The 26,874-nt window shown below is 61.8% G+C and carries 20 protein-coding genes and 1 pseudogene; 6 read left to right on the forward strand and 15 right to left on the reverse strand.

The genetic code is table 11. From position 1 onward, the window contains the following. Positions 1-147 precede the first annotated feature (147 nt). From FJY68_08050 to FJY68_08065, 4 genes are all read left to right on the forward strand, one after another. Positions 148-726, forward strand: coding sequence for a T9SS type A sorting domain-containing protein (locus tag FJY68_08050; GenBank protein MBM3331786.1), 579 nt, complete (start codon positions 148-150; stop codon positions 724-726). 286 nt (positions 727-1,012) lie between these two features. After that, entirely contained in the window at positions 1,013-1,912 is a 900-nt protein-coding gene (locus FJY68_08055) for an Omp28-related outer membrane protein (protein MBM3331787.1), read from the forward strand. Then, the gene (locus tag FJY68_08060) at positions 1,866-2,861 is read left to right on the forward strand and encodes a redoxin domain-containing protein (protein MBM3331788.1); all 996 of its coding nucleotides are present in this window, start codon (positions 1,866-1,868) and stop codon (positions 2,859-2,861) included. Before FJY68_08055 ends, FJY68_08060 begins: the two co-directional genes overlap by 47 nt. A 334-nt stretch (positions 2,862-3,195) precedes the next feature. Next, positions 3,196-4,452: an ABC transporter substrate-binding protein gene (locus FJY68_08065; GenBank protein ID MBM3331789.1), complete on the forward strand. Its 1,257-nt coding sequence runs from the start codon at positions 3,196-3,198 to the stop codon at positions 4,450-4,452. A gap of 157 nt (positions 4,453-4,609) precedes the next feature. Here FJY68_08065 and truA read toward each other — a convergent pair whose 3' ends face one another. The 6 genes from truA to FJY68_08095 all read right to left on the reverse strand — a co-directional run bounded on the left by truA (position 4,610) and on the right by FJY68_08095 (position 13,484). Further along, positions 4,610-5,329: a tRNA pseudouridine(38-40) synthase TruA gene (truA, locus tag FJY68_08070; protein MBM3331790.1), complete on the reverse strand. Its 720-nt coding sequence runs from the start codon at positions 5,327-5,329 to the stop codon at positions 4,610-4,612. Positions 5,330-5,375: 46 nt separating this feature from the next. Next, complete coding sequence (locus tag FJY68_08075; protein ID MBM3331791.1) at positions 5,376-5,741, reverse strand: TraR/DksA family transcriptional regulator; 366 nt, start codon at positions 5,739-5,741, stop codon at positions 5,376-5,378. After that, positions 5,741-8,707 carry an isoleucine--tRNA ligase gene (locus tag FJY68_08080; protein ID MBM3331792.1) on the reverse strand — a complete coding sequence of 989 codons (2,967 nt, stop codon included), beginning with the start codon at positions 8,705-8,707 and terminating at the stop codon, positions 5,741-5,743. The genes FJY68_08075 and FJY68_08080 overlap by 1 nt, the downstream gene beginning before the upstream one ends. Positions 8,708-8,818: 111 nt before the next feature. Next, on the reverse strand, positions 8,819-10,318 hold the full coding sequence (locus FJY68_08085; GenBank protein MBM3331793.1) for a PQQ-like beta-propeller repeat protein: 1,500 nt from the start codon (positions 10,316-10,318) through the stop codon (positions 8,819-8,821). 250 nt (positions 10,319-10,568) lie between these two features. Further along, a complete protein-coding gene (locus tag FJY68_08090) occupies positions 10,569-12,407 on the reverse strand; it encodes a PQQ-like beta-propeller repeat protein (protein ID MBM3331794.1) in 1,839 nt (612 codons plus the stop codon). A gap of 30 nt (positions 12,408-12,437) precedes the next feature. Further along, entirely contained in the window at positions 12,438-13,484 is a 1,047-nt protein-coding gene (locus FJY68_08095; protein ID MBM3331795.1) for a hypothetical protein, read from the reverse strand. 160 nt (positions 13,485-13,644) lie between these two features. Between FJY68_08095 and FJY68_08100 the strand changes: the two genes are divergently transcribed. Together FJY68_08100 and FJY68_08105 are read left to right on the forward strand one after the other, a co-directional pair. Next, entirely contained in the window at positions 13,645-14,421 is a 777-nt protein-coding gene (locus tag FJY68_08100) for a YbhB/YbcL family Raf kinase inhibitor-like protein (GenBank protein MBM3331796.1), read from the forward strand. Positions 14,422-14,805: 384 nt separating this feature from the next. Then, positions 14,806-15,648: a hypothetical protein gene (locus FJY68_08105; GenBank protein MBM3331797.1), complete on the forward strand. Its 843-nt coding sequence runs from the start codon at positions 14,806-14,808 to the stop codon at positions 15,646-15,648. A 508-nt stretch (positions 15,649-16,156) separates the two neighbouring features. On the opposite strand, the gene FJY68_08110 is transcribed toward FJY68_08105, so the two are convergent. From FJY68_08110 to FJY68_08150, 9 genes and pseudogenes are all read right to left on the reverse strand, one after another. After that, a complete protein-coding gene (locus FJY68_08110; protein MBM3331798.1) occupies positions 16,157-17,122 on the reverse strand; it encodes an ExsB family transcriptional regulator in 966 nt (321 codons plus the stop codon). A gap of 439 nt (positions 17,123-17,561) precedes the next feature. Beyond that, a complete protein-coding gene (locus FJY68_08115; protein MBM3331799.1) occupies positions 17,562-18,710 on the reverse strand; it encodes a hypothetical protein in 1,149 nt (382 codons plus the stop codon). Beyond that, positions 18,703-19,416 (reverse strand): hypothetical protein, encoded by a 714-nt coding sequence (locus tag FJY68_08120; protein MBM3331800.1) that lies wholly within the window; start codon positions 19,414-19,416, stop codon positions 18,703-18,705. Before FJY68_08120 ends, FJY68_08115 begins: the two co-directional genes overlap by 8 nt. A gap of 6 nt (positions 19,417-19,422) precedes the next feature. Beyond that, positions 19,423-20,682: a hypothetical protein gene (locus FJY68_08125; protein MBM3331801.1), complete on the reverse strand. Its 1,260-nt coding sequence runs from the start codon at positions 20,680-20,682 to the stop codon at positions 19,423-19,425. Continuing rightward, positions 20,675-21,838, reverse strand: a complete 1,164-nt coding sequence (locus tag FJY68_08130) for a restriction endonuclease (protein MBM3331802.1) — start codon at positions 21,836-21,838, stop codon at positions 20,675-20,677. Before FJY68_08130 ends, FJY68_08125 begins: the two co-directional genes overlap by 8 nt. A gap of 169 nt (positions 21,839-22,007) precedes the next feature. Then, on the reverse strand, positions 22,008-23,003 hold the full coding sequence (locus FJY68_08135; protein ID MBM3331803.1) for a hypothetical protein: 996 nt from the start codon (positions 23,001-23,003) through the stop codon (positions 22,008-22,010). A gap of 2 nt (positions 23,004-23,005) precedes the next feature. Beyond that, positions 23,006-24,085 carry a nucleoid-associated protein gene (locus FJY68_08140; GenBank protein MBM3331804.1) on the reverse strand — a complete coding sequence of 360 codons (1,080 nt, stop codon included), beginning with the start codon at positions 24,083-24,085 and terminating at the stop codon, positions 23,006-23,008. Between the two features lie 71 nt (positions 24,086-24,156). Beyond that, positions 24,157-24,954 carry an endonuclease gene (locus tag FJY68_08145; protein MBM3331805.1) on the reverse strand — a complete coding sequence of 266 codons (798 nt, stop codon included), beginning with the start codon at positions 24,952-24,954 and terminating at the stop codon, positions 24,157-24,159. A 27-nt stretch (positions 24,955-24,981) separates the two neighbouring features. Next, positions 24,982-26,286, reverse strand: a pseudogene (locus FJY68_08150) (DNA methyltransferase). Positions 26,287-26,874 lie beyond the last annotated feature (588 nt).

The raw sequence follows: 26,874 nt of genomic DNA on the forward strand, positions 1-26,874 counted from the left end.
ATGGCGTGGCCGCAGCCGGGCGACCCGGCGCCGAGCGTCACGTTGCCGGACACGGCATACGTGAACCACACGATTCCAGGGGACTACGCAGGCAAGGTCCTGCAGTTGTTCTTCTGGACATCGACCTGACCGAGCTGTCTCGCGGAGTTGCCGCGAGTACAGGAAATGTACAACAACTACGGTAGTCAGGGGTTCCTGCCGATAGCCATCAATCTGTGGCAGGACATGGAATCCGTGGTCAAGGTCTTCGCCCGCCAGTACACCTATCCCTTCCTTCGCGATGCGGGAACAGGGTGGAATGCCTACAAGATGAACAACTACATCCCGCTCAACTACGTCGTCGACACTGCCGGGTTGGTGGTGGGCAGCATGGAAGGCTATAACGAGGCGACCATCCTGAGCTGGATCAGCCCCTACCTAACCGGGGTCGAAGAGTCCCCGGCGGTGCAGCCGGTCGAATTCTCGGTGGTCGGGGCGAACCCGGTGGTCGGTCGAAGCGCGGTTCGGTTCAACCTGCCCAAGGCGACAAACGTCACTCTGCGCGTCTATTCGACGTCGGGCGCGCTGGTACGGACACTCACCAGCGGGCAGATGCCGGCGGGCGCGAATACGGTCAACTGGGATCTTCGTGACAACGCGGGCAGGCAGGTCGGCAACGGCCTGTACCTGTACGAGTTGAACGCGGGTTCGCAGGTTGCGCGAGCCAAGGTCTCGGTTCTGAACTAGCCGTCAGCGGTTCGACAGTGCAGAGCGAGGGCCCGTCCGGGCCCTCGCCTCTTCTTGCGCATGGCCCAACTTGACAGCCGGAGTCGGCTTTCTAGACTCTGTCCAGGTTACCATGTCATTACCCGTGCCGGACAACGGCACACAGGAGGTTTCGTATATGCGCAAGAACGTCATCGTTGTCGCGCTGCTGCTTGCCACTGCTGCTACGGTCTTCGCCTTTGACCGTTGCGTGGTGCTCGAGGAAGCGTATCAGGAAGGCTGAGGGTCCTGCGTTGCTGCCAGCAGTGTGCTGGACCAGATAGTAACAGCAAACCCAGGCCGGATCGCCCCGGTCGAGTGGCACATCAGCGCAAGCTATCCTCTCTTGTACAACGCCGAGGGCCGGGCCAAGTGGCGTCTCTACCCGCCACCCTACAATGGCGGTTACGCCACGCCGTGGCTCTGGGTCGATGGCAAGAACCGCGGCTACGTCTATTCGTCCTGGGAGAGCTACGTCTACGACCAATTGCTCGTCCCTTCCGATGTCAGCCTGACTCACGTCGGCACGACCTACAGTCCCGCCTCACGCAGCGGTCAAGTACAGGTTGAGTGCTACAACGCCGGCACGGTGCCCATCATCTCCGCCGCTTTGCAGGTGGTGATAACCGAGGACAGCTTGTACTACACGGGTCCGAACGGCGACCCCCTGCACAACCACGTCTGTCGCGACTACGTGCCGAGTCAGAGCGGCACCACGCTCACGCTCGGGCCCGGCGCAACCCAGACGGTGACGGTGTCGTACTCGCTGGACACTTCCTGGGTCGAGAGCAACGTGAAGCTGGTGGTCTATCTGCAGAACATGACCGTGCAGCCCGATTCGTCCATGCCCTGCTACCAGGGCCTGGCCGCAAACGTGCTCGATTTCATTCCCGGAGTCGAGGAGTCGAAACTCCTTGCTGCCCGTGACCTCAGGGTGTCGGTGAGCCCTAATCCCTGTCGCACCGGCTGCGAGTTCACTGTTTCCGGCGCCGCGGCTCGTGGAGCTCAGATAGCCTTGTACGCGCCGGACGGCCGGCGGGTCAGCAGCCTTCAGACGACTGCCAGCCGGGCATCGTGGAGTCGCGCCGGTGTCGCACGCGGGATCTACCTCTACCGAGTCAATGCCGGGACCGCAACCGCGGAGGGCAAGCTGGTCGTCACCGACTAGCGATTGCGGCGCAGCATCCTGGGCGGGCTTTCAGCCCGCCCTTCTGTTTTGCGCCAGAACCGCCGAACGGTACGTGATGTGCCTTGACAGCCGCCGGCGACACCCTAGACTGTTGTCATGCCCGCAAGCAATGACCTGTGCCGGGACGACGGCACACAGGAGGTGCTCGTACATGCGTAGCTCATTGTTGGCACTCGCAGTCCTGGTTATCATGCCCGCCGTGGCCATGGCGTGGCCGCAACCGGGGGACCCGGCGCCGAGCGTTATGCTGCCCGACACGGCACTCGTCCCGCACACGATCCCCGGGGACTACACCGGCCAGATCTTGCACCTCTTCTTCTGGAAGTCGGTCGACAGCACCTGCCTGGCTGAGATGCCGCGGTTGCAGGTCATGTACGCCGACTACGGCAGCCAGGGGTACATGCCCCTCGCCATAAACGTGCTGGAGGACATGGATTCTGTGGTCAAGGTCTATGCTCGTCAGTACACCTACGGCTTCCTTCTTGACGACGCCTCGGCCTGGATGGCATACAGGATGGGTGGTTACATACCGCTGAACTACGTCATCGACAACCTCGGCCTCGTTGTCAACAGCATGGAGGGATTCGATGAGTCAGCCATTCGCGCCTGGGTTGAGTCAGTGTTGCCCGGTGTAAGCGACTCGCACTCCCCGTCCCTGGAGTTCATCAGGGTCGGGGCAAACCCGGCCGTCGCAAGCAGCGCTGTCCGGCTCAACCTGCCCAGGGACGCTCACGTCAGCCTGCGCGTCTACTCGGCATCGGGTGCACTGGTGAAGACTCTGCGTAATGGAAGCATGCCGGCCGGGTCCAGTACGGTCACCTGGAATCTGCGTGACGAAAACGACAGGCGGGTTGCCAGTGGCCTTTACCTGTACGAACTCCATTCCGGTTTGCACGTGGCGCGCGCCAAGGTCACCCTTTTGAGATAGTACCGGCAGCTTCTTCGGACCGGGCTAGTGTGTACTGCTCCGTCACCAACTGGTCCAGTGTCCCTGCCTGCATCTCAGAGCCCAGATCGTACCGGCCTGCCACGCGTCACTATGACAGCAGCGCGGCGACCGATGCCACCAATACTGCGGCACTAACCACGACCAGCCAGTTGGCCGGCTTTCGTACCGGGCGAGCCTCTCTCTCCGAATGTCCTTCTATATTAAAATCCATATGTACCTCCGCCGGTGTTAGACCCCGCGGGAGGCGGTGGGATTCCGTTTCAGGCACCGGATGCAGCATTGACTGCCCGGGCCGCCGTTCTAGAATAAGACAATGAAGAACCAGGTACTTACGGCGCTGCTGCTGGTGCTGGCAGTCCAGGGAGGATGCGGCAGCAAGACATCCTCCAGGACAACCGTGACTCTCTGGCATGCCATGGGCGGGGAGTCGCAGAAGACCCTGAAGACCATGGTTGACCGGTTCGAGAGCACGCACGCTGACATCCACATAGAGCTGGTCGGGATGGGCAACTACGACGCGCTTTCCCAGAAGCTGATGGGCGCGGTCGCGGCGAAGAACCCGCCGGTGATTGCCCAGATGTATGAGAACTGGACGACACAATTGCATGCGGGCGGCGAGCTGGTCTACCTCGACAGCTTTGTTCACGGGCCCGGCGGCCTCAGCGCCGAGGAGCTGGCCGACATCTACCCGGCTCTGCTCGAGAGCAACACCTGGGACAGCAGGCTCCTGACCCTGCCGTTCAACAAGAGCGTGCCGGTCTACTACTACAGCGTCCCGATGTTCGCGGCGGTCGGCCATCCTGAGTTCCCGAAGACCTGGCCCGAGTTCAGGACTACCGCCAACCGGCTGACACGGCGCGACGCAGCCGGCAGGGTCGAGACGTGGGGTGCGGCCGGCGGGACCGACATCTGGATATTCGGTTCGATGCTGTTCCAGCGCGGGAGCCGGTTTCTCGAGCAGGAGGACGGAAAGCCGTTGTTCAACGGCAGCGAGGGAGTCGCGGCGCTCGAGTTCCAAGTTGACATGGTGCTCAAAGACAAGGTGCAGAACACCGACGTGGGCCGGACCCCGATGGACGACTTCCTGGTGGGCAGGATGGCGACGCTGACCGGCAGCTCGACCTGGCGCGCGCCGGTAGTGGACAAGGAATCATTCCCGGTCGGCATGGCGCCGATACCGACGTGGGGCAAACCGGCGGCCATCGTTTACGGCACGAACATCGGCATGTTCCGGCGGGCGACGCCGCAGCAGAAGGCCGCGGCCTGGACGTTCATAAAGTGGTTCACCAGCCCGGAGCAGCAGGTCGAGTGGTCGCTCGGCACCTGGTACGTGCCGATACACCGGCGTTGCCTCGATGATCCGAGAATGGTCGAGCGGCTGGCGAAGACGCCGGGGTTGAGAGAGGCGTATGCGCAGATGGACTGCGCCGTGTTTGAGCCGCGCGGGCTGAAGTGGCTGGCCGGCCGCAAGGCCCTGGTCGAGGAGCTCGAGCAGGCGATGCTCGGCGCTAAGTCGCCCAAGCAGGCGCTCGATGACGCGGCCGCGCGCTACTCCGGTAGCGCGCACTGACCAGTTGCCGATTCCTTCCCGGTGACGAAGGTCACCCTCACCCTTTCCCTCCCCCGCAAGGGGAGGGAATTGAAGAGAGGGGGCAGGGCACGGCATTGCCTGTATGGAGGTCACTGGTCATTGGGAAACAGGACTTGGGTGTCAACCGCCTGGGCCGTCAGTACCTGACTGAGTCAAGCACGAGGCCGCAGGCCGGCGCGGTCTGGAACGGCGGGAAGGGCTTGCCCGCGAGCGCGGCGCGGATGTCCTTCTGAGTGAGCCGGCCTGAACCGCAGGCTACCAGCGCGCCAACGATTCTCCTGACCATTTTGTAGAGGAAACGGTCGCCTTCGACGGTCACCAGGACTTCGTCGGCGGCTGGAACTACCCGGACATGACGAACATGGCAAGTTCCGTTCTCGTCCCGGGTCTGGCAGAACGCTCGGAAGTCACGCGCGCCCTCGAACAGGGAAGCGGCCCGGCGCATCTTCGCGACGTCCAGTTCAGTCCAGAACTCCCAGGCGAATCGTCGGCGCAGGGGAGACTTGCGGCGTACGATGTGGTAGACATAGGTCTTGCCTGTCGCGCTGTGCCGGGAATGGAACCCTGGTTGCGCCTCTTCGACGGATAAGACCAGGATGTCCTCGGGCAGGAAGTGGTTGACCGCCAGTTTCAGGCGGGCTAGGCTGAGCGGCGAGTCAATGTGGACGTTGGCGACATAGGCTCGGGCTGAAACGCCGGCATCGGTACGGCCGCATCCGTAGACAGTGGTCTTCTTCTGGATGATTCTGCCTATGGCAGACTCAATCTCGCCCTGCACGGTCTGATGACGGGGCTGGTACTGCCAGCCGGCGTACCTCGTACCGTCGAACTCGACGATGAGTTTCAGGTTTCTCATGGCCGGCCGGGCCGGAGGGTTGAGGGAGCGGGGAGGGCCCGGAAGGTCAGCGCGGGCGCTTCTTCAGGCACTTCATACAGAGCCGGGCATGGGGCACTACTTCAAGTCGGGCCTTGGGAACCGTCCCGCCGCAGGAGACACAGACGCCGTAGGTACCGGCAGCTATCCGCCGCAGTGCGTCTTCGATCTGGCGCAGGGTTTCGGTCTCGATCGTCTTGAAGCGAGAGGCCATTTCCCGCTGGTAGTTCTCAGTGCCCTGGTCCGCGGCATGACTACGGTGGGTGGAGAGGTCGCCGGTTACTTCCGGGCAGGCGGCGTCCATCACTTCATCCGTGATGCGGCCCTGTTTGAGCATCCGCTGTTTCTCGGCCAGCAGGGCCCTCTCGTACTTGTGCAGCTCGCGTTTGTTCATCACTCCCTCACTCTCTTGAGCGCCAGTTCGGCCGGTTCGCGGTTGATCTTTGTGCTCTTCCGGACGTCCGATTCGGGCGGCAATTCGTCGGTCACGACCACGGCCAGGGTCTCGCGCCGGATGTAGTCCTCGAACGCCTTGACGGCAGCGGTCAGACGCGGCGAGGCCAGGCAATGCAGCCGGATCCGGTCGGTGACCTCAAATCCTGCCGACTTGCGCAGGTTCTGTACCTTGTGGACGAGTTCGCGGGCAAAGCCTTCGTTCTCCAGCTCCGCCGTCAGCGTCGTGCAGATGCCGACCGCACGCTCCGGGCATTCCTCGACCGCATAGTCGGCCGGGAACGGCGCGTCCTTTTCGCCAAACAGGAGGTCGTGGACATTCAGCTCTTCCTTGATGGTTTCGGCATGGCGAAGGATAGCTTCCTTCTCGCCCGGTTCGTTTAGGCGGAGAAGAACCGCCTGCAGAGGCTGGCGCACCTTCAGCTTCGTCTTCTCACGTGCGGCACGGCCCAGTGACACCACCGCACGGACGACGCCCACCTCTTTCTCGAGGCACAAGTCGATGAGCGCTGCTTCCGGTTCCGGATAGGGGCAGAGGTGGACGGACTCAGCGACCCCGTTCTCGCCCGGCTGAACGAGGCTCTGGTATAGCTCCTCGGCCAGGAAAGGCATGAACGGAGCAATGGTCTTTGCCAGGGTGACGAGGCAGTCGTAGAGGGTGCGGTAGGCGGCCTGCTTGTCGGCGTCCGAAGCCGGCTTCCAGAACCGGCGCCGGCTGCGGCGCACATACCAGACCGACAGGTCGTCGATGAACTCCTCGACTGCGCGCGGGGCCGAGGACGGGTCGTAGTCGTCGAGCCGTTCACGCGTCAGTCTGACCAGGGAGTTGAGCCGCGAGAGGATCCAGCGGTCGAGCAGGCCGCGGGACATGACCGAAACGTCGGGCGCTTCGGATCGTGTTCCAAGGCCGGAGCCGGGAGTCCACTGGTCGATGTTGGCGTAGGTGACAAAGAAGCTGTAGACATTCCAGAGAGTGAGGAACTTGCGGCGTACCTCGTCACCGAGGTCGTAGCCGAAGTTCAGGTTCTGGACCGGGTTGTGGCGGCAGAAGACCCAGCGCATCACGTCCGCGCCCATCTTCTCGAAGGCCTCGTCGGTGTCGACGGCATTGCCCCAGGACTTATGCATCTCGCGGCCGTCGGCCCCTTTCATCAACGCGTATCCGAGGATGGTCCTGAACGGCGAGCGCTTCTCAAGCACCGTGCTCATCGTCAGGATGGCGTAGAACCAGTTGCGGAACTGGCCGGGGAAGCTCTCGGTGATGAACTCGGACGGGAACCATTCCTGCCAGTAGGCGTGGTTGGTCAGGTAGTGAATTGTCGAGAAGGGAACGATGCCCGCATCCAACCACGGGTTGCCTACGTCTTTGATGCGCGCCGCCGGTTTGCCGCACCTGCCGCATGCGACCCGGATTTCGTCCACCCAGGGGCGGTGGGGTGTGTTGCCATCGAACTGCTCCCAGCCGGCCACGGCTCTTGTCTTCAGCTCCTCCCGCGAGCCGATGACATCGAACCAGCCGCACTCGCAGCGGAAAATGGGCAGCGCCAGCCCCCAGTAGCGCTTCTTGGAGATGCACCAGTCGGACATGTTGGTCAGCCAGTCGAGCTCCCGGGCCAGGCCGAAGTCGGGGATCCACCGCACCTGTCGCGCCGATTCCTTTATCTCCTCGCGCAGTGAGTCCATGGATATGAACCACTCGTCCACCAGACGGAAGACGAGTTCCTGACCGCAGCGCCAGCAGACCGGGTAGCGGTGAGCGTAGTCCTCGACCTGGAAGAGAAGGCCTTTCTTCTCCAGGCTGTCGAACACGGGCCGGGCCGCCGACTGGGCATCCATTCCGCTCAGCCAGCCAAAGGCCTCGGTGAACGTCCCGTCCTCTTTCAGGGGCGCGATGACCGCGAGGCCATGCTCCTTGCCGAGCAGGAAGTCCTCCTTGCCGCAGCCCGGCGCGATATGGACGATGCCGGTGCCCTCGGCGGCGCTGACTTCGTCCCAGGGAATCACCCGGTGCTCCACGCCCTGCTGGGGAGCGAGTTCGTCAAACGGGCCGGTGTAGCGCAGGCCGACCAGCTTCCCGCCTTTGAGTTCTTCGATGACCTCCATCCCTTTGCCCAGGACGGGGAGGAGCGGCTTGGCCAGGATATAGACGTCACCGTCCTTGCGCGCGCGGACGTACTCGAGTTCGGGGTGGACGGCAGCGGCGACGTTGGACGTCAAGGTCCAGGGTGTTGTCGTCCAGACCAGCAGGAACTCGTTCTCACTGCCGGTGACGCGCAGGCGGAGGAAGACGGCTTTGTGAGTAAGCTCGCGATAGCCTTCGGTCGCTATCTCCTGGTCGGAGATGGCCGTCCCGCAGCGCGCGCACCACGGCATCACGTCGGTGCCTTCGTAGACCAGGCCGCGCTCGTGGCATCGCTTCAGGAAGTGCCAGATGGAGTAGTTGTTCTCCTCGGACATGGTGAAGTACGAGTTCTCCCAGTCCATCCACTGGCCGAGACGGACCGACTGCGCGGCCTGGATACGGGAGTACTTGAGCACTCTCTCCTTGCACTTCTCCACGAAGAGGTCGATCCCCAGCTTCTCGATGTCGCGCTTGGACTTGAAGCCCAGCTCCTTTTCCACTTCCACCTCGACCCAGAGTCCCTGGCAGTCGAATCCGTTCTGGTACCGCTGGTCATGGCCGAGCATGGCGTGGTAGCGCTGGAAAAGGTCCTTGTAGGTCCGGCCCCACGCGTGGTGCACGCCCATCGGGTTGTTGGCGGTGATTGGTCCGTCGAGGAACCTGAACTTCGGGTTGCCCCGGTTGCGTGATACCAGCTTGCCGAAGATGCCGTGTTCTTCCCAGAACCTGAGGATGCGCGGCTCGATTTCCCTGTGGTCGGGCTGGCGAGGAACAGGCGTAAACATCAGACGAAATCAGATGCTGGATGGCAGATGTCAGAAGTCAGAAGTGCAGACCTCCGGATCATTCTGCATTCTGGTTTCTGCATTCTGACTTCTGCCTTCGGCTCTTTCTGTCTACCGCGCCCTGCCCGTGTTCCGGGCGTCGTGATGGAACATCGGCCAGACAGACTCGGCCGGGGCGCTCACTCCCGCTATGCACCATGCCCGATAGCCGTCGCCGACGTAGATGTAGCCGTTCGCGTCCAGTTTGGGCGAGGAGAGAGCGAACTCCGGGTCGGACAGGCCTTCGCCAAGGCCGCAGGCCCAGCGGCGCGTGCCGTCCGGGTTCACCGCGTAGAGCGTGTCGCTGCCCTGCAGGGCAAGCCGTTTCTTACCTGGGACGACGAGTATGTACAGGTAGCCGTCAACCGTGAGAGCCGGGGTCGAGACAGCCCCGTACATGGCCGGAGTGAAAACCCACTTCGGGTCGCCGTTGGGATCGATGGCCGTGAGTTTGCCGTCCCCGCCTATGTAGATGGTGCCATCCGGGCCGACAACCGGTCCCGAGGCGTCGGCGCCGACTGTATACTGCACGCTGCCACCCGTACCGTCGGCCAGCCGGATGGACTGGAGCACTCCGGTTTCGTTGTCAACTACGTAGAGCACTCCCTCTCCCCGCGTCGGGTCAATCGCCAGCGGGGCAGCGACCGGTTTGCCGACGATGGTCGATGTCCACTTCACGCTGTCGGTCGACGGGTCGATAGCGTAGATGGTGCCGTTCTGGTTGACCGCGTAGACGGTGCCGTCAACTCCGACCACGGGTGCCGTACTGCCGCCTTCGGTAAAGACCTCCCAGAGGACCGACCCTTCCGGGCTCAGGGCGATGATGGTCGAGTCGGCGGTCTGGAAGTAGCACGTGCCATCAGCGCCGAGCGCGCCGGGCGCCAGCACCTGGCTGCCGATGGAATCGGCCCATTTGGCCGTGCCCCCGGGATTGACCGCGTACACGAACTCATTGGTGCAGCCGATCAGGATGGTGCCATCGTCCGCCAACACGGGCGCGGCGGCGAACTCTTCGCCGTATAGGTCGGGCGCGAAGAACTTCCAGGCGACACTGCCGGACGGGCTGCAGGCGAGGAGCGCGCCGTAGTCCCTGCAGGCGATGTAGGCGATATTGCCGGAGCCGATGGCGAAGGTACTGGTGGTGAAATCCGCGGAGTCTTCTTCCGGGTTCTCGGGGTCGGTAAAACCGATTGACCAGACGACCGCGCCTTCGCCCGGTGCGACGGTGGCGCTCAAGGGAGCGGACCAGCGCGAGGCGCGCTTGCTGTTCTTGGCCCGCACCCTGATGCCGAACGAGCCGAGAGCGGAATAGGTATGCGTGTCGCTGAATGCCACCCCGCCGTCGAGGAACTGCGACCATTGGGACTTGCTGCCGTCGCCCCAGTCGAACTGGTAGGAGACCTGGGCGCCTGACGCGTCGGTAGTGGAGGTAGTGCAGGCCATGGTGATGCCGCGCAGCCACTGGGCCGGACCCTTCGGCGCATCCGGAACCAGAGGCGCCTTGCCGCAGCTGCTGCCCAGCAGTGCGGCCAGCGCGATGAGCAGAAGCGGTGGCAGTATCCTGGATTTCATGTTTCCTCCATAAGCTGGCGTATCGTCTTGCCGCTGTCGGGGGTGAATCCGGTGGTTAGAGGCGGATTTAGTCCCTGTGAGCAAGGGACAAGGATAGCCGGGAAAGAGCCTCTGTCAATCGCTGCGGGCGGGCCGCCGTGAGGCGGAATCGATAGTCAGTGCCGCCCGACCACCCGCTCTGCCGCCCTCCGAAAGACTATCCCAAGAGAACGGGCCCTCCGAAGAGGGCCCGCTGGAGGAAGTTCTCCGGCTACCGCTTGCCGGTGTTGGAGAGGTCCTTCTGCCACTTGGGCCAGGCCGCACTTGGGTCGAGCGGGCCGTCGGCGTAGCCGGCCACGCAGAAGAGCGCGCTGGCCCCGACGACGATGATGTTGCCGGTGCTCGTGATCGATGGGTTGGGTAGGCCGTCAAGCAGCCCCAGCGTCCCTTTCCCCGGCCTGGCGCGCCCGGCTTTGCGCCCGCCGTCGGGCAGGTAGTAGTTGCAGTCGCAGGTCCAGACCTTGGCTCCGTCGGTCTGTTTCCGGCAATAGAGCACGTCGTTGTCGTCCTGGAAATAGACGTAGCCGTTGGCCGCGACGATCGGCGTGGTGAAGAACCCGAAGGCCTGTACGAGTGTCTGCTGCCAGTTCGTCGTGCCGGTGTTCGGGTCGAGAGAATAGACCGTGCCCTGTTCGGTGCCGACGAAGAGCGCGGATTGGCCGATAGCGGGCCGCGCGGCCACGCCGTCCAGCGTCACGGTCCACCTGATACTGCCATCAGGATTGACGGCGTAGAGGCGGGATGAATCCGTGCCGCAGTAGACCGTGCCGTCACCGCCGACCACCGGCCCGTAGACCTCGCCGATGGGTTCAAGGCTGAGACGCCACAAGGGAGAACTGAGATCCGCGTCGATCTTGACCAGATAGCCGGAATCGGTGCCGAAGTAGACGCTGCCGTCAGCGTCAATCACCGGTGCGTCCACGACGGTAGTGCCGCCGAGGCTGTAGGTGGGACCGGGGGTGACCGATCCGCCGGCGTCAGTGAACTTGTAGAGCCGGTCGATGCTGTCCGCATCAGTCTCGCGGCCGAGATAGAGGTCGCTACCGTTGACCGCCGCCGCGCCGAACTGGATGTAGGGTTCGAGAGGCTCGTCCGCTATATCCGGCCACCGCCAGGCACGTGACAGACCCTTCAGGGCCAGCGCGTAGACTTCTCCCTCGTCGCTGCTGACTATGACGTGCCCGCCGCTGAGCGCCGGATCGCTGACGAAATCCTGATCCGCCCACCTGGTGGTGGTGCTGCTCCGGAGGGCTTTGTTGGAGGCTCTCAGCGAGTAGAACATCGAGTTGCCCCAGGAGAAACCCATCACGACTTCATGGTCGCCGTCGTTGGCCACCAGCGCCGAAGTCGACATCGTGCCGCCCTCGGGGTCCCGCCACCACCATTTGACACCGCCCTCATTGCCGACCGCGATGTAGACCGTCTCCGGTGCCGACTTCGTGCCTTTCCAGTCCTGGAATCGGACTATCACGTCCGCGGTTTCGACTCGGGTGAAGACGTGGCTGACGGCGAAGCCGCCGGGTGACGGCATGAGTTCGGTCGCGGTGTCGCTGCTGGCAGACCACTTGACGATGGCGCGGATGTCGTCGCCGTCCGGGTCGGACCCGTAGACGGTGATGTAAGTTTCAGCGTCCTTGACCGCGACCGGCGGTATCAGCACGGAGTCAACTACCGGTGCGTTGTTGGGGTTCACCTTCACGGTCAGGGCCGGGGAGAATTCGGAGGCCTTGGAGGGATTGGCGTCGAGAATGGCCTGCGCCTTCACTTCGTAGGTGCCCGCGGCGCTCCACTCATGGGAGACCGCCGCGGTCTCCTCGGACAGGTAGGCGACGTCGCCCGTGTCAACGGCATCCTGCCAGTCCATGACGTAGCGGATGCTGCCTTTCGAAACCGTGGTCACGACGCTGCAGGTGTAGGCGGCGCCGGTCCAGGTCGAATCGGCTCCCCACGGGGCGCCCGGCGTCTTCGGCGGCCGGATCGGGCAACCGGTCAGGCACAGGACGACCACTACTGCCAGCAGCGCGGTCGCTGCCGTCCTTTTCCAGTCCATGGAATCCTCTCTGTCGGCCGCTGCCGGCGGCTACCGGGTCACGACCGGACCGTGAAAGACGCCTACTTCCGGCATGCGCACGCTGGCGCCCTTGCCGTCCTGGAAGTAGTAGTAGTAGGTGTGCATGTTGCTGAGGAACTCGTTGCTGTAGTAGGCGTAGAGCCCGTTGGCGGCGTTGCCGCGGATGAGCTTCATCGCGTGCGGGACGTTGTCAACGTAGATCATGGCCACGGTCGGGGCGTCGAAGTCCACGTCATTATAGTGGACCAGGAACCCGTAGCGGGAAGGCATCTGCCAGATGTCCTTCATTCCGCCGATACCGGGCTCCAGACGCTGGTCGAGGAGGACCGGCGGCGAGTTGAGCCTGGCCGTGACCTGGGGACCGCGGATGAAGCCGGCAGCCGGCAGGGAGACGCAGTCGCCGTTGCCGTCCTTGGCCATGAAGTAGTAAGCGTGCGGTCCGGGCGGCAGCATCGTCTGGTAGACGTAGGTGCCGTTCACGCAGGTGCCGGAATAGAGCGCCATGTCGTGGGGCAGGCCGTCGATGAATACCTTGATGCACTTGGGCGGCTTGCAGACATCGCGGTCCTTGTACTTCACCGTGTACGTGTAGACGTTGTACTCCGAGCCCTGGGTGTAGTGGACGCCGCCCTCGGAGAGAAGCGGAAGCCGGTTCAGGATCTTCTTCTTGGTGCCGACCAGCAGGTTGGTCAGTGCCCCGTAGCGCGGGAACCGCTCGCTTGCGCCCCGCGCGTCCTCGGTGTAGAAATAGTACGAATGCTCGCCCGGAGGAAGCGTCAGCCGGGCCCGATAGTACCCCTTAGGGGAGCCCTTGGGGTGGGTCATCGGGTAGGCGACACCGTCAATGTACACTTCCACCTTGGCGGGAGCGTCGTTTTCCGCATCGGTGTACATGACCGAGGCGACGAATACGGTCTTCGTCGTTCCCGTCAGCGGTGTGATGAGCGGTTTGCAGAGGCAGGGCTTGGTGTTGCCCTGGGCCAGCGCCGGCGTGGCGAGAACCAGGATGAACAGAACAACTGAAGCTGCGGCAAAAGCATAGTGCTTTGTGCGCATTCTTCCTCCTTTTTTCATAGCGCGGGTATTATAGGTTTGTGGGTCTGGGGTGTCAAGGGAAGCGACCCCTGACTGCTCTCTGGGAGCACGCAAACCCCTGCTGCTGCGGCCGGTATCGAGACAAAAGACCTGTCGTCAGACGCCGCGAAACGGACGGCGCATGCGACCCAGTGGCAACCTGAAGGCTGGAGCACCACCTCCATCTTACATTCCCCTATATCTCTGTCAACAAAGCATTTGCAGCGGGCCGCCGTCCGGGACTGCCGGCGGCGAAAGGCGGCGCGATACCGGACGGGCGCGGGCAGGCCGGGAGGCCCCGGGTTTGACAACCGGGCGTTCCGAATCTAGGCTTGGGTGCGGTGTCGAGGTCATAGCAGGGGCACCTCGACATGCAGCATCAACCAGTTCAGCCCCGCATTCGTGTGTGCGGCTTTGCCGACGGGAGGTGGCAGAGATGAAAGCGATCGTGGTACCGAAGGTCATGACTCTGACCAGTACGGCTTTCGCCCAGGTGCAGACCATCAGGCGGTCGTGCACCGCCGACGGAGCAGACGTTTCGCCTGAGTTGCGGTGGGACCAGGTGCCGGCCGGCACCAGGAGCTTCGCCGTTACCTGCCGCGACTCCGACATGCCCCGCGGAACGTTCATTCACTGGATCATCTACAACATACCCGGCACCGCGTCCGGCGTACCCGAAGGTCTGCCCCGGCAGGAGCTACTGCCTGACGGGTGCTGCCAGGGCACGAACGACTTCCACGAGACCGGCTACATAGGCCCCAAACCGCCGCCCGCCAAGACTCACAACTACCACTTCGAGCTCTACGCGCTGGATGACAAGCTGCCGGTCGAATCAGGCGTAACCGCGGCCCGGCTGCACGACCTGATGAAAGACCACATTCTCGCCACGGCCCGGCTGACGGGCACGTACCGGAGGTAGGGGAGAGAAGCCGCGAGAACGCGGTCGGCAACCAGGCGCTGGCCGCGCCGTTTCCGGACTCGCGACCGATGACCGACCTCGGTCCTCTGGCCGACAACAGTCCCGTTCCTCCGGCGTTCTCTCCTGCCGAGTCCGGGTCAGGGCGGCTGAGAGTCAAGCGATTGGTGGCGGTTTCCCTTTCTTGACATCCGTCCGGGATTCGCTTTGATGAAGGAGCAACGCCGAGGATAATCCGAACTGCGGTCGGCGTCGACACGGCGGGCCGGGATACGGCAGGGCAGTAGGCTTCGCGTCTGGCGACGGAACATTGCCCGAATACCTCTCTTCGGTCCGGAGTTTAGCTGTTTTCGACAGTCTGCTAAGCAACGAAACCTGGAGGCGCGAATGTCTCGATACGTTCTACTGCTGGCGCTGGTTGCGGCTACAGCCGGCCATGCAACCTGGCTGAACAACTCCGACAAAGACTATGAGGTCCGGCTTGGCGCCGAGATGGGCTTCCTCGGCGTGCTCAGACACAACATCCAATTCGGCCCGGACCCCTATGGCACCAGGTTCGACTACGTCAGAGAAGGCAGCCAGAACATCCTCTTCCCCTTTCAAAGGATGTCGGCCGAGCTGCACCTCAAACCCCGGCACACAGTCGTCCTGCTCTATCAGCCGATCGACCTCCGCACCGAGGCTCGGCTTGAGAACGACCTGGTCGTCGACTCAACCGTCTTTCCGGCCGGGACCGCGATGAACTTCCGTTACGGATTCGACTTCTACCGGGCCAGCTACCAGTATGACTTCTGGACAGAGCCGGACCGCGAACTCGCGGTCGGTGTGTCGCTCCAGATCCGCAATGCCTCCATCTCCTTCGTGGCCAAAGACGGTTGGGAAGGTCGCGTGTACAACGACATCGGGCCGGTGCCGGTGATTCGGTTCCGCGGCCGGCTGCCGGTGTGCGGCAGGTCCTGGGTCGGCACCGAGATCGACGGCTTCTATGCCGAGGGCAAGTTCATCACCGGAAGCACCAACGTCGAGTCGAGCTTCCGCGGCGCGATTCTCGACGCCTCGGTCAGGTACGGCCTGAGCCTGAACGAGACCGTGGACGGTTTCATCAACGCCCGCTACGTCGGCGGCGGGGCTGCGGGCCAGCAGGTTGAGCCTGAGAATCGGGGCACCAGCGGCTACACCGACAACTGGCTCGGCGCTTTCTCGCTCTCGATCGGCGCCTATATCAAGTAGTCGCCGTCCCGGCAAGAATCGCGGGCAGGCTCCTCGCCTGCCCGCTTCGCTTAGGATGCCGTCCTGTCTACGTCCCGCGCCTATCTGTGTTCATCGGCGTGCATCGGCGGTTTCGTCCTTCGGGTTTCGAGCTCCAATCGTCATTGACCTCTGCGGTCCCTGTCCGACAGTGCGTGCTTCGGGCTTCGTCATTCCTCAGTGGCAGGTATCCGTCATTCTGCATTTTGATATCTGCATTCTGCAGTTTGAATTGCGTCCTCCCACCACGGCGTGAATCTGCGGTTATCCTCTCCGTCTCCTCACGTCTGACTACTTCAGGACCCATTCGTGCCTTGGTGTCTTGGTGGCAAGACTCCGGTGTCCGTCATTCTGCATCTTGATATCTGCATTCTGCAGTTTGAACTGCGTCCTCCCCCCACGGCGTGAATCTACGGTTGTTCCGTCCGCCATCCACACGTCTGCATTCTGACTTCTTCCTTCTGCCTTCTGACTTCGGTCGTCCCTCGCACTACACCGCTTCTATCGTCGTCGGCGGCTTAGCTGTAACGTTGTACGTCACGCTCACCACGCCCGGCACTTCACCGGTGATCCGTTTTGCCAGCTTCTCCAGCTTCGCATAGGGGAGACGCGTTACAGTCGCGGTCACCGCATCGGTGCTCTCAAAACAGCGGAGTTCAATTTGCTGGCCGAAGTCCCGCTTGCCGTTGCGCATGCCGGTCACCTTGTCATTGTGCAGAATCGCCAGCCACTGGAACGCACGGCAGCCCTTCAGCTCGGCTTCGAGGACGGCCGTCGCCTTCCGCACTACGGCCACCCGCTCGGGCGTCACTTCGCCGATGACCCGCGCGGCCAGCGCCGGGCCCGGGAACGGCGGCCGGGCGTAGATCTCTTTGGGCAGGCCGAGCGCCTTGCCTACGACTCGGATCGAGGTCTTGCGCAATTGCAGCACCGGTTCGAGTACCTTGTAGCCAAAGACCTTCTGCGTGTCGATTCCGAGCTGTTCGAGGATGTTGTGCTGGCGCTTCACGCCCGCGACCGTTTCCTCGACGTCGGTCCAGTTCGTGCCCTGGAGCAGGAACTTCGCCCCGCTCTGCCTCACCAGGTCGCCGAAGACCTTCTTGTAGAAGGTCTGGGTGATGGCCTCGCGCTTCTCCTCCGGGTCGGTCAGGCCCTTGAGCGCGGCGAAGAAGGCGGCCTCGGCGTGGACCAGCTTGACCGGCACGCCCAGGCGCTTGAACACCTTCACGATGTACTCGGGTTCGCCTTCGCGCATGATGCCGTTGGCGATGAAGTAGGTCTTAAGGTTCTTGCCCAGGGCCTTGTGGCCGATCATCGTCACGACCGACGAATCCACGCCTCCGGACAGGGCGTTGACGGCCAGCCCGTCGCCGACGGTCTTGCGCAGTTCATCGACCTGGGTCGCGATGAACTTCCTGACGTTCAGTTGTGCGGGCGTTATCTCTTTCACGTCCATATTTCCTCCACTACTTGCGTTCTGGTCTGATGTCTGCCGCTCGGCGTTTGGCCTTCGCCGCTTCTCGGGTTCTTGTCTTACCGTTCGTCGCTTGGCGCTTGGCGGTCGTCGTTCGGCAGGTGCCTGCGGAATGCTAAGCCTAGGCCGGTATGTTCCGGGGTCAAGGCATGAGCCCGGCCTTGCCGAGGGGCCAAGAGGGCCGGCGGGCGCGAGTTCGTCGGTTGTCCGCTCAGAATGCGCGGGCGGCGCGGGTCAAATGGGCGGGCGGAACTGGGACGCGTAGACTAGCCCTTGACGCGCTTCAGATTGAGATTAGCAATGTGTCCCCGAAACTCCCCCGCTCCAGCGCCTTCAAGCCCGCCTTGTACAGTGCCCTTGTAATCTCCCCGCGCAGAGTTGCTCACTACCAACGTCGGCCGCCGCCGGGTAGCTTAGCGCGTCAGGAATCGCAACCGGCGTCCCCCAGGTCTTCCCTGTTTGGAGGTTCGCTCTGGGACGGATCTGAGAGGCGTTTCCACAGCGCATGATCCAAAGAGGTCGGCTCGGTGCCGATCCGGCTCGCGACCGCCTCGATCAATCCGATAGCATCTAGGTCACGTATCGGCCGACCGAGAGACACGCCGACAAACCGTTTGATGTGAACGTCAGGTTTGACGGTGCTGACCCCGAACAGCATCCTGAGATACTGAAATGTAGCCAAGCCAATCCCCTTGACTCCAAATGTCAGGTATCCAATGGCGCCGGCCCTGGTCATCCAGTCCCGGATGGCCTTTTTCTCTTCCTCGATGGTAGGGCAGCCGCTGGCAATGTCGCGAAGCCGTGCACAAACTGAGTGTAGGAGTTCGGCACGGCGGGTGTCCCGGCTCTGCGTCACCACGTGCGCGAATTCACGCGGACCCAGTCGATCGTACAGACTCAGCATGTCGCCCAGCAACCGCATGTCGGGATGCTCGGACCGGAATCTGACCACCCGTGGTACCACGAATCTTCGATAGTTACGGTGGATCGATAGGACCGCGTCTAGACAGCAGAGCACCGCCGTCTCGTGACCGAACCTTGCAGGCTCGGTCGCACTCAGATCGAGCTTCATCGACTTGACCGTGGTTGCCAAACGGGCAATGTCCGCATCGTCGTAATTGCCGTGCTTCTTCTCTCTCACCCCGGGACGACCCGATGCCAATGCAGTCAAGGCGCGTCGAAGTTGCGCTTCGGAAGAAATGACTCTCACGGAGTTGGTGATCATCAAATTGAGGTCTGCTGGAGGATTATCAACCCTCGTGTCCTCATAGATCCCGATGAGCGGCTTGCCGCGAGCGTACGCGTATCCGAGCTCCCATGCAGTGCCGGAATCGACATCTGTGCCGTTGAGCACTGCCACCACAGCATAGCAGTCCTCCAAAGCACTGACGTCGCTAGAGAAGAACGACAGAGTCCGCCTTCCGCTCGATGGAGCCAGCCCACCATCTCTGTGGGGCAGATAGGTCCGGAACCCACAGTCGGTGCAAACAGCGTCAATCGCACAGAGGTAATGCCTGTCGCCTGGCGTGTACAACGGTCCAGCGACGTAGATCAGCAGCGGCCTACGCATAGGCACGGGGTGGCATTCGGGCTATTCTTAAGGCAGTTTCTTCCACCTCTGAGCTCAGATCAGTCTCACCGTGGTTGTCTATCAGTACGACGTATTTGCGGGACTCATAGAGCTTCGCGTAGTTGGCCTTGATCAGCCGTATCACTTTCTTGTCCTTGGCCGAGACCGGTCGATGGTCGCGCTCCAATAGTCGCTGAAAGCACGTACCGTCTGGCGCACTTACGTACACCGTCAGGTTCTGCTTCGGATAGTGGAAGGGGTCAAACTGCAGGTCGATCAGCTGCTTCAAGACCCTGAGCAGTGAATCCTGTGTGCGACCGGTAGATGCGCCCCTCATGAGCTGATACGCCACGAGGGCGTCGTTGTAGCTAACGTAGAGGACGACGTTTCCACTTCTGAGTGCTGGCAACAGGTATGTTTCGACATAGAACGCCTGCTCCGCCAGCAGTAGCGTCGTCTCACATAGCCACGGGAGTCCAAGGAACCTTCCGCCTACACGCATCAGTTGTCTAACAAAAAGCGTGATGTGCGGGAGTTGGTCCTCCTTCACCTCTTGGTCGCCGAATCCCCCAAGAATCGTCACAGGCATGTGGTGCACGCCACGCAACCGCTTGGCCAAGTGCCGTGTGAAGTAGCTCTTGCCCGCTCCGGTCACGCCCTCAATCGTGATCAGCCGACCAGCCAAGCCGTTCGTCATTCGTTTCATAGTCCCTCACACTGCCACGGCGAGGCGCGCCGTGTATTGCTGGCCTGAACCGCAATGTCTACACTTCCCGCGCTGGCGGGGGCTGCGCCTACAGCCCATGAACTGCTTACGCGGGTGACGCGCTACTTGTGGCATAAGGCAGGTGACTTGACCGCACCAAGGAAGGTCAGCGACGAACACATGTGCACCGTTTCCACAGGCGAGCCTGCGTTTGGCCCGAGTTGTCAAGTGTTCGTCGTAGTCAGCCAAGACTGGACGGATATGGTGTTCTACGGAACGGCAGGGCACAGTGACGTGCTTCCCTAAAGCCGTGGTCATCACCGCGGCCCCGTCGGGCGTTACGCGTATCCGTATGGGCGCCTGGCATACGGAGGGAGCTCCAGCGTCCCAGGCCGAGACTCGGCTCGCCCCGACGCATCGGGAAACGGCTTCTCTCAGTCCTTCCGGTACACTCGGTTCGTATGCGACGAGAGTCGGGGATAGACACGTGGGGGTGAGCACGCGATCTCCACCCGAGTGGACGATTAGCGCTGACGCCAGTGCCCGACCGCTGATGCCGCTTGACGAATGCTGAAGGAGTGCACCATCCCGTCCCCGTAGCGCGAAGACTCTGGCGAACGACGTGCCGAGATCATGCACAGTGGCCACCTGCACGACTCCTAGTCCGGGAATCAGCATGTCGAAGGCTACCGTCTGCGTCGCCTCCGGGAACGTGTCCCAGGGAGGACGTACCACTACGTCTACCGGCAGACACAGCCGGCGGAAGATCGATTCGTATACAGACACTTGTCGTTCGGTCTCTGTGGGTGAGGTACCGCTGAATGTCATTGCCTCGATGAAAGGGTCTATCTCGGCGCATCGCAGCATCGGGAGCGATTCGTCCGGTGACTCCCTGCGGTACACAGCGCATGCCTGGAAGAGCCTCCGCGGTGACGTGGGTGCCGGGTCGGCTGCGATCAGCGCGGCGAACTGGCACTCCGATGTGGCGCGGAGGTAGCACTCCGGGTCTGATGCCAAGCCATATGACAACCGGTGGACATCACGATAGTGCGCTGGCTCAACGCTGAGCAGGCGATCCGGTATGAAGGCTGGAAGCAAGATCTCCTCGTAGCCGTTCGCTCGGAATTCGGCCGAAATCATATCAGTAAACAGCCTCTTGATCATCAGCCCCTTTTCACTCCAGACAACGTCGAGTGGTCGCCATGGAGCCCTCCGAAAGATCCCTGCGTCGCTCAACAGATCATACATGCCATCGAGACTACGCATGTTTGACCTCCGCGACAACCGGGAAGTCGTGCTGCATCAAGATCGTTGCCAAGCCGCACCAAAACCACCGGTCAGACCTCTTCCCCCACTGCTGAAACACACCTCGAAAGAAGGCGACAAAGTCGTCGATTGACTGCTGCACATCTCTCTTGATGAGTACGCACGGGTAGCGACTCATCGACGTGACCGTGTACGCTGACTCCGCGATGAAGACGGCCTTCAGCTTGCCCGTGGACATGGCCCTCTCTATTTCGATCCAGACATTTGGAGAGTGGCTGCCGCGTTTCGATACCACGGCGAATATTGCGTCAGAACGCCTGCAGAGCCGATCGATCTGCTGTGCTTGGTCCTCAGTCCAGAGCGAACTGGCGGGAACGTCATGCGATGTGGTGATCTGAACGCCCAGGCGCCCAGCGTAGGCACGAAGGGACGCCGCGCCAACCGGTTGACGTTCCTCCAAGCTCGTGATTATATACAGCCTATCTGTGTGTTGCACTTTCGTCGAACCTCCTGACACAGCCTCCGCCTGCGGCGGAGCGATACGTGCGGCCTTCGCTACCGACGCTGTCGAAGCGCGGAGTGAAGCTGCGTTTTCCTTTGCGACACGAGTCGCTCTTTTGTAGCTTACCGGAAAGAAACGTCTCAGCAAGCCCCTGTTCTGCTCGCTTAACAGCACCGTCTCGAGGTAGGTCGCGTCCCAGCAGACAGCCCGCTGGCCTCGATTTCTCTTGTCCGCGGAGATGTCGGACATGATAGTCGCCCAGTAACTGCCAGGCGTGGTCGTCGTAACAAGCAGGAAGATGTCAGCGTTGTAGTGGACGAGAGTCTCCATTATGCGGAGGTCCGCTTGCCGGACTGCCTTGCCCGAAACCGCGTAATGCTTGCACTGCACCACGGCCAGCTTTTCCTCCTGCCTGCCTCCAAGCGGTCCGGCTACCGCGGTTCTGACCAGCAGGTCACCGCCCCAATCGGTGCCCCGTCCTGTTGTTTCGACACTCAGGACCTCTGGTCGAGTCTCTAGGAGGCATCGTGCCAAGTCCTCAAGCTCCTCGCCGCTGCGTAGCTCCCGGAAGTCGATCAGGCCCACTTGGCGCACCGACCCGCTGCCACGAGGCCCGCTAGTACTTTCGGGGATTTCGTAGAACTCTTCCTCAATCCCACATTTCTCAAGGCCGAAGACGCTTGCTTGTGGGCGACAACCAGGAACTCATCACCGAACGGGTGAAGCTGGCGAGTAGATGATAACCACAATTCCTCGGTGGGGCCGACCGCGTTCACAACGTTGAACCGTTGCTCCGAAACCGTCCATGTGTCGAGTAACTCGGTCACAGACATCCTGACGCACTCATGCCCAACGCCGTGTAGACGCCTTGCAGTAGTCGGGGTGGGAAGGGCCAATGCTCACGGAGTTGCGCCTCTCGCTGTCTGACCAGGAGCATGAGGAGCAGTACGACGGGCTGCCGGAAGAGGAAATCACCTTGGTGCCGCTGCTTGATACAGTCCGGGGACACTCCTTCGTTAGCCAGCAGAGTCTCCACATCATGAGCCCTGACGTCGCCAACGACCTTGCTGAGTTCCTCGATGAGGAGTATGTTGAATCGCTCGTCCGCTTGATCCGCCAAGCCACACATTCGTTGGTAGATCTCACTCAGTCCGCGATAGAGTTCGGAGTGTTGCCGTCCTGCTGATTCGAACTTGGAGTTCGCCGACATGAAGAGGTCGTCGGCCGTCTCTGCCAGCGCCATGCTCTTTGCTGCCTCGTGAAGCACCGTTGGGTCGGCTGCCGTTCTTGGCTTGTAGACCAAGTCGTGCGTGAGTTCTGCATAGGCGTGTTGCAGGAGGGTTTTCACCTGCACTTCGCACGGGATCCGTTGGTGGATAGATGCACCGCACGCGCTGACTGTGGCTCTAGGTCGGAGAACATAGTGCACCGCCTGGTAGTTGAACTCATAGGGGCGGAGCTGACGTTCTTCCTCGAAGTCGCGGTCTCGGGAGCAACTCCAGCCCGCGTATCCCTCTATGACCTCCTTGATTCGATCCACGTCACGCAGTAGTAGAACTACGAAGCGGACGCCCACCCTGTCGGTGATGTCCTCATACGGATCATCGTATGTCTTCCCTCGGTAGAGAGCCTTGTACACCAGCGAGTCCTCGCCTTTGAGTCTCGACGTGGCGGGGATCTTCAGGAACGCCTCGACTGCCTCGCGCGAGCCGAGCGCCGAGCGGAGTCGCCGCAATACGACATAGACCACGAAGTGCGACCACGCGCGCAGAGCAGGAATGTCGCTGCGGAAGCGGTCGAGGACTTCCTTCTCGGTCATCCTCAGTCTGTATGGCTGAGCCTGCCTGCTATGCGCACGAGCGTGTGGTCGCTACCATCGTCAGGCATTATCTTGACCAACTCGGCGAATCTCTCGGCTGGCCCGGAAATGCTTACCTCGGAAGTGAAGGTGTGCCTGCGCCGCCTCAGCACTCGCGCTAGATAAGATAGGTCCTTGTTCACGGCCGTGGTCGGGAACTCCTCTTCACGCATGTGGGTGCGATAGGCATCGCGCACCTTGCCGGACAGATAGCGTGACGCGAATTCGCTGGCGGACAGGGTGTGCCGTTGGTCAACCTTGAGATAGGTGTAGAGTGCACCATGCGCGTCCAGCTTATCGGCGTCTGGAATGAGTGATGTAGTGTCTATGAACTTCTTTGACTTGAAATAGAAGTCACGGGTTAGCGCGGCAGAGGATGGCGTGGCGCAACATCCGAGGAATGCCTCATAGAAGTACAGCGCAGCACCCTGGGTTTCCTTTGCGGTCATGTTGTGGTCATAGACCAGCACAAGGAAGTCCGCAGGGTCGCGCATTCGGTCTCCCGTCGCCAGCATGCGCTTGGTTTCAAGGAAGAAGCCTATCTTGTAGAGCTTCTGCTGGGCTGTCATGAACAGCGAAGGGAGGAACTCGAAGGATACTTCCTCTCCCACGGTCTTCGACACGAACCCATCGTCAGTCTCGGCCTTGACGACCGCGACGAAGCGCCGTCCATCTCTTCCCGAAATGCCTGATGTGATCAGGACCACGCCACCCGGTATCGTGCGTGACGATTGGGCATCGGCGAGGGCCACGGCCAGGTCCCTACTCGAAGCGGTGAATACGGCGTCGCTCCCCTCGATGCATCTGGCCGCCTTCTGGAAGGTGGATCCAGTTTCAGCCTTACTGACACTCATCTCGACCGCGTGCGAGTTGTCCCCCAGCGCGGAAACCAAACGTTCCTGCAGTGCCAGACGTCCCGACGGCTCCAGCCTCGTAAGCCCCGTGCTGCATCGCGGTGAAATGACTCTTCGGTCTGGATCGCGAGCGAAGACCTGGTGGGCGATCACGCGCTGCACTTGGAAATTGACCAACATCGACCGCATAGGATTACCTCCTTGTTCTCGTACTCAAGATGTCGTGCCCCACTGGCTAAGTGGTCAAGCGTGACATTGGTTTAGTCCGACTGCCTTTGGCGGTATGCCGCCAGGTCGTCTTCGGTGACATCCTCCGGCGGGACGAGCTTGTAGTGCCGCTCACTCGCGATTCGGACGCCTTCCTCGCCCTGCTCGAATTCGAAGAGCGCTATGACATCGTCGGCCATGAACTGGGCCGCTATCGGGCGGCAGATGAGGGACGGGAACTTCTGGCGGCAGACCGCGAAGTCCTGTTCTATCTGGACGATGTTGAGCCGGTCGGTCCCGCCCTTTGCCTGGACCGGGAACACGTAGTGAGCGCCCTTCTTGTCGACCCCGACGTAGATTTCGTCGGTCTCGACTTGGCCGATGCCGGGAACGGTAGTGCGCAGGTGATTCTGCAGGGAGTAGCAGGTTACGCCCGAGAATATGTCCACGAGCCGATTGTAGCGCACACGGGCGAGAAGCGCTTGCTCATCATTGAAGGCGTACTTGGCGACGACGCCGGGCGTGCAGTCGGGCACTTTGGTCACGGCCATGTTGGCGTTGGGCACTATCGGGCATTCGGTCACCATGGCGAACTGGTACTTGCCTCGGCCGGCAGGCCGTATGATCCACGCCTTGCCGGAGCCGGCCTTCGCTTTGACGGCTGCTGGGAGTGTTGACCGATACCTGAAGCTGTAGATTACGTCTCCCAAGTTCTTGGGCACAGGCACACCGAGCTTGCGTCCGGCCTTGACGAGGTCCTGCCGCTCGAAGTTGACCGCGACCATGCCCGGCTTGTACTTCGAGAGGAAGATGCTCTCGATGATTGTCGAGTAGTTGTTGGCTTCTCTCACAGTTGCCCTCCTTGAGTCAATTTGCCAGCCAGGCCATTCCAGCACCACTACCTCTTCGCGCAACTGCTCGCCGGTGGCGGTGGCCAGTCTCGTCCGAAACATGTCGATGGCCTCGACGTTGTAGCCCAGCGACGATGCGATATCCGCGAGCACTTGTCCGGTGCGTATCATTACCCGCAGGTATGAGGCTTGGTCTCCAACCACGTAGGCCAGACGGGCACCCGGCCTGAGCGCTGACCGCAGCCCGCTCAGGTGTCGAGTCATGCCCCCGAAGTAGAGCTTCGTTACCCGCGCGTACAGCCGCTCGAACCCGGACGTCTTGCCGAGTTCGAGTCTTCGCTTCTCGATGTCCGAGGCCAGTTGCAGCACGTCTTCGTTATCTTCCACAAGGGCGTCGTCGCCGTCGCTCTTGTACACGCCGCGCGTGTTCGACCTGACCAGAGTTTGCTTCAAAGCGCGGAGGTCGCTCTTGCCCTGTATGAACCCCAGCAGCACAGATTCAAGCCGCGTCGTGCGCGTGTAGTCTTTCTCGTTCGGGTAGGGTGGGGACGTAATCACGGCGTCTACCGAGAGAGGCGGCAGCAGGTCGCCCGCCTCTCTGGCGTCTGCCTCCAGCACCTTCGCAGGGACCGACGCGTGCGGGGGCAGGAGACGGATGTCCTCGGCCATCACCCGCACGTTGTCGCGCCAGATTGACGCGACCATGGCGTCCTGCTTGACCGGACCGACGCCCACCTCCGGGCCGAAGGCGAGGTTGCTGGCTCCGAAGACTGTGGTCTTGGCAAGCGCGAGCCGAGCGTGCCCATAGAATGGTGAGTCCTTGTATCTCTCAAGGATGTCCAAGAGCAGCAGGACGCGGTGTAGGGGAAGCGGGCTGATCGACCCACGCAGCAGCAACGCCACCTTCTCTCCCGGCAGGTGTCTGAGTCGAGCGTAGTCGGTCGAGTCGCCAAACAGCGGGAGTCCCGAGGTGTCGCCGATGCCCTCTCTTGCCAGCTCACTGCGGGTAGTGTCGTACACCTCATCCGCAAACCGCGCTAGACAATCGGGGTCCACGCTCCAATCCAGCTTCGTGCGAGATGCGAAGCAGGTTATCGGGTTGGCCTCAATGCCGATGCTCGGTATCGAGCGCCTCTTGCATTCCACGAGGACGGTGCCGGTCCCACAGAAGGGATCAAGCACGAGGTCGCCTGGGCCTACGCCGAAGCGTTTCAGGTATTCCTGGACTAGATGGGGCGGAAACGAGAGCACGAACCGATACCAGTCGTGAACGGCGTGATCGCCGGGGAGAACGCGATTTGATCGGACCAGCTTTGAGGCTACGGCAGGCATGGCGATAGGACGTCTTTGAGGGCCTGCAATTGCTTGATGCGCTGCTCGGTCCATTCGCTCTCGCCCGAGAAGACGTACTGGAACATCAGGACTCGTTCACCGTTTATCGTTCTTCGTTGGTGGCGGCCGTCTCTTCCTTCACTTCGACGCCGAGCTTGTGCAACTGGCGCGTGATGTCGTCGAGCTTGGTCTTCCGGCCCTTTTCGGAGTAGGCGGTCGTGAAGGTCAGGGTGCCGTCGTCGCGCTTGCCGGTGAGCTCGTAGACCAGTTCACGCTTCTCGTTGGCCCGCTTGTGCTCAAGGGTGGAGGCGTCGAAGTAGAACTTGCGGTCGTCGACCTCGACCTCAAGGCTGTTGAACAGCCGGTCGGTCTTGACGTAGTAAAGCATGTGGGTCTTCCAGAAGAGCACCACGTCGCGGTCGTCGGTGTAGACCTTCTCGTAGATGTTCTTGTGGGCCGGCGTGTGCTGGAAGTAGATTGAGCCGGAGGGGCTGAAGTAGCGGTGGAAGAAGTCGTAGAGCTTGTCGAAGAGCTCCTGGCGGAAGCCGGGGAACGGCTTGAGCGCGGCGGCGATGTCTTGCTGGAGCC

It is taken from the genome of candidate division WOR-3 bacterium (assembly GCA_016867815.1).
Taxonomy (GTDB): domain Bacteria; phylum Hydrothermota; class Tepidihabitantia; order Tepidihabitantales; family Tepidihabitantaceae; genus UBA2258.

Excerpts from the sequence above, each read along its gene's own strand:
- FJY68_08085 (MBM3331793.1), bottom strand. The coding sequence starts at position 10,318 with ATGAAATCCAGGATACTGCCACCGCTTCTGCTCATCGCGCTGGCCGCA.
- FJY68_08135 (MBM3331803.1), bottom strand. The coding sequence starts at position 23,003 with ATGACCGAGAAGGAAGTCCTCGACCGCTTCCGCAGCGACATTCCTGCT.
- FJY68_08120 (MBM3331800.1), bottom strand. The coding sequence starts at position 19,416 with ATGAAACGAATGACGAACGGCTTGGCTGGTCGGCTGATCACGATTGAG.
- FJY68_08105 (MBM3331797.1), top strand. The coding sequence starts at position 14,806 with ATGTCTCGATACGTTCTACTGCTGGCGCTGGTTGCGGCTACAGCCGGC.
- FJY68_08075 (MBM3331791.1), bottom strand. The coding sequence starts at position 5,741 with ATGAACAAACGCGAGCTGCACAAGTACGAGAGGGCCCTGCTGGCCGAG.
- FJY68_08095 (MBM3331795.1), bottom strand. The coding sequence starts at position 13,484 with ATGCGCACAAAGCACTATGCTTTTGCCGCAGCTTCAGTTGTTCTGTTC.
- FJY68_08110 (MBM3331798.1), bottom strand. The coding sequence starts at position 17,122 with ATGGACGTGAAAGAGATAACGCCCGCACAACTGAACGTCAGGAAGTTC.
- FJY68_08100 (MBM3331796.1), top strand. The coding sequence starts at position 13,645 with ATGCGACCCAGTGGCAACCTGAAGGCTGGAGCACCACCTCCATCTTAC.
- FJY68_08115 (MBM3331799.1), bottom strand. The coding sequence starts at position 18,710 with ATGCGTAGGCCGCTGCTGATCTACGTCGCTGGACCGTTGTACACGCCA.
- FJY68_08080 (MBM3331792.1), bottom strand. The coding sequence starts at position 8,707 with ATGTTTACGCCTGTTCCTCGCCAGCCCGACCACAGGGAAATCGAGCCG.
- FJY68_08090 (MBM3331794.1), bottom strand. The coding sequence starts at position 12,407 with ATGGACTGGAAAAGGACGGCAGCGACCGCGCTGCTGGCAGTAGTGGTC.
- FJY68_08060 (MBM3331788.1), top strand. The coding sequence starts at position 1,866 with ATGCCGGGACCGCAACCGCGGAGGGCAAGCTGGTCGTCACCGACTAGC.
- FJY68_08140 (MBM3331804.1), bottom strand. The coding sequence starts at position 24,085 with ATGCGGTCGATGTTGGTCAATTTCCAAGTGCAGCGCGTGATCGCCCAC.
- truA (MBM3331790.1), bottom strand. The coding sequence starts at position 5,329 with ATGAGAAACCTGAAACTCATCGTCGAGTTCGACGGTACGAGGTACGCC.
- FJY68_08065 (MBM3331789.1), top strand. The coding sequence starts at position 3,196 with ATGAAGAACCAGGTACTTACGGCGCTGCTGCTGGTGCTGGCAGTCCAG.
- FJY68_08125 (MBM3331801.1), bottom strand. The coding sequence starts at position 20,682 with ATGCGTAGTCTCGATGGCATGTATGATCTGTTGAGCGACGCAGGGATC.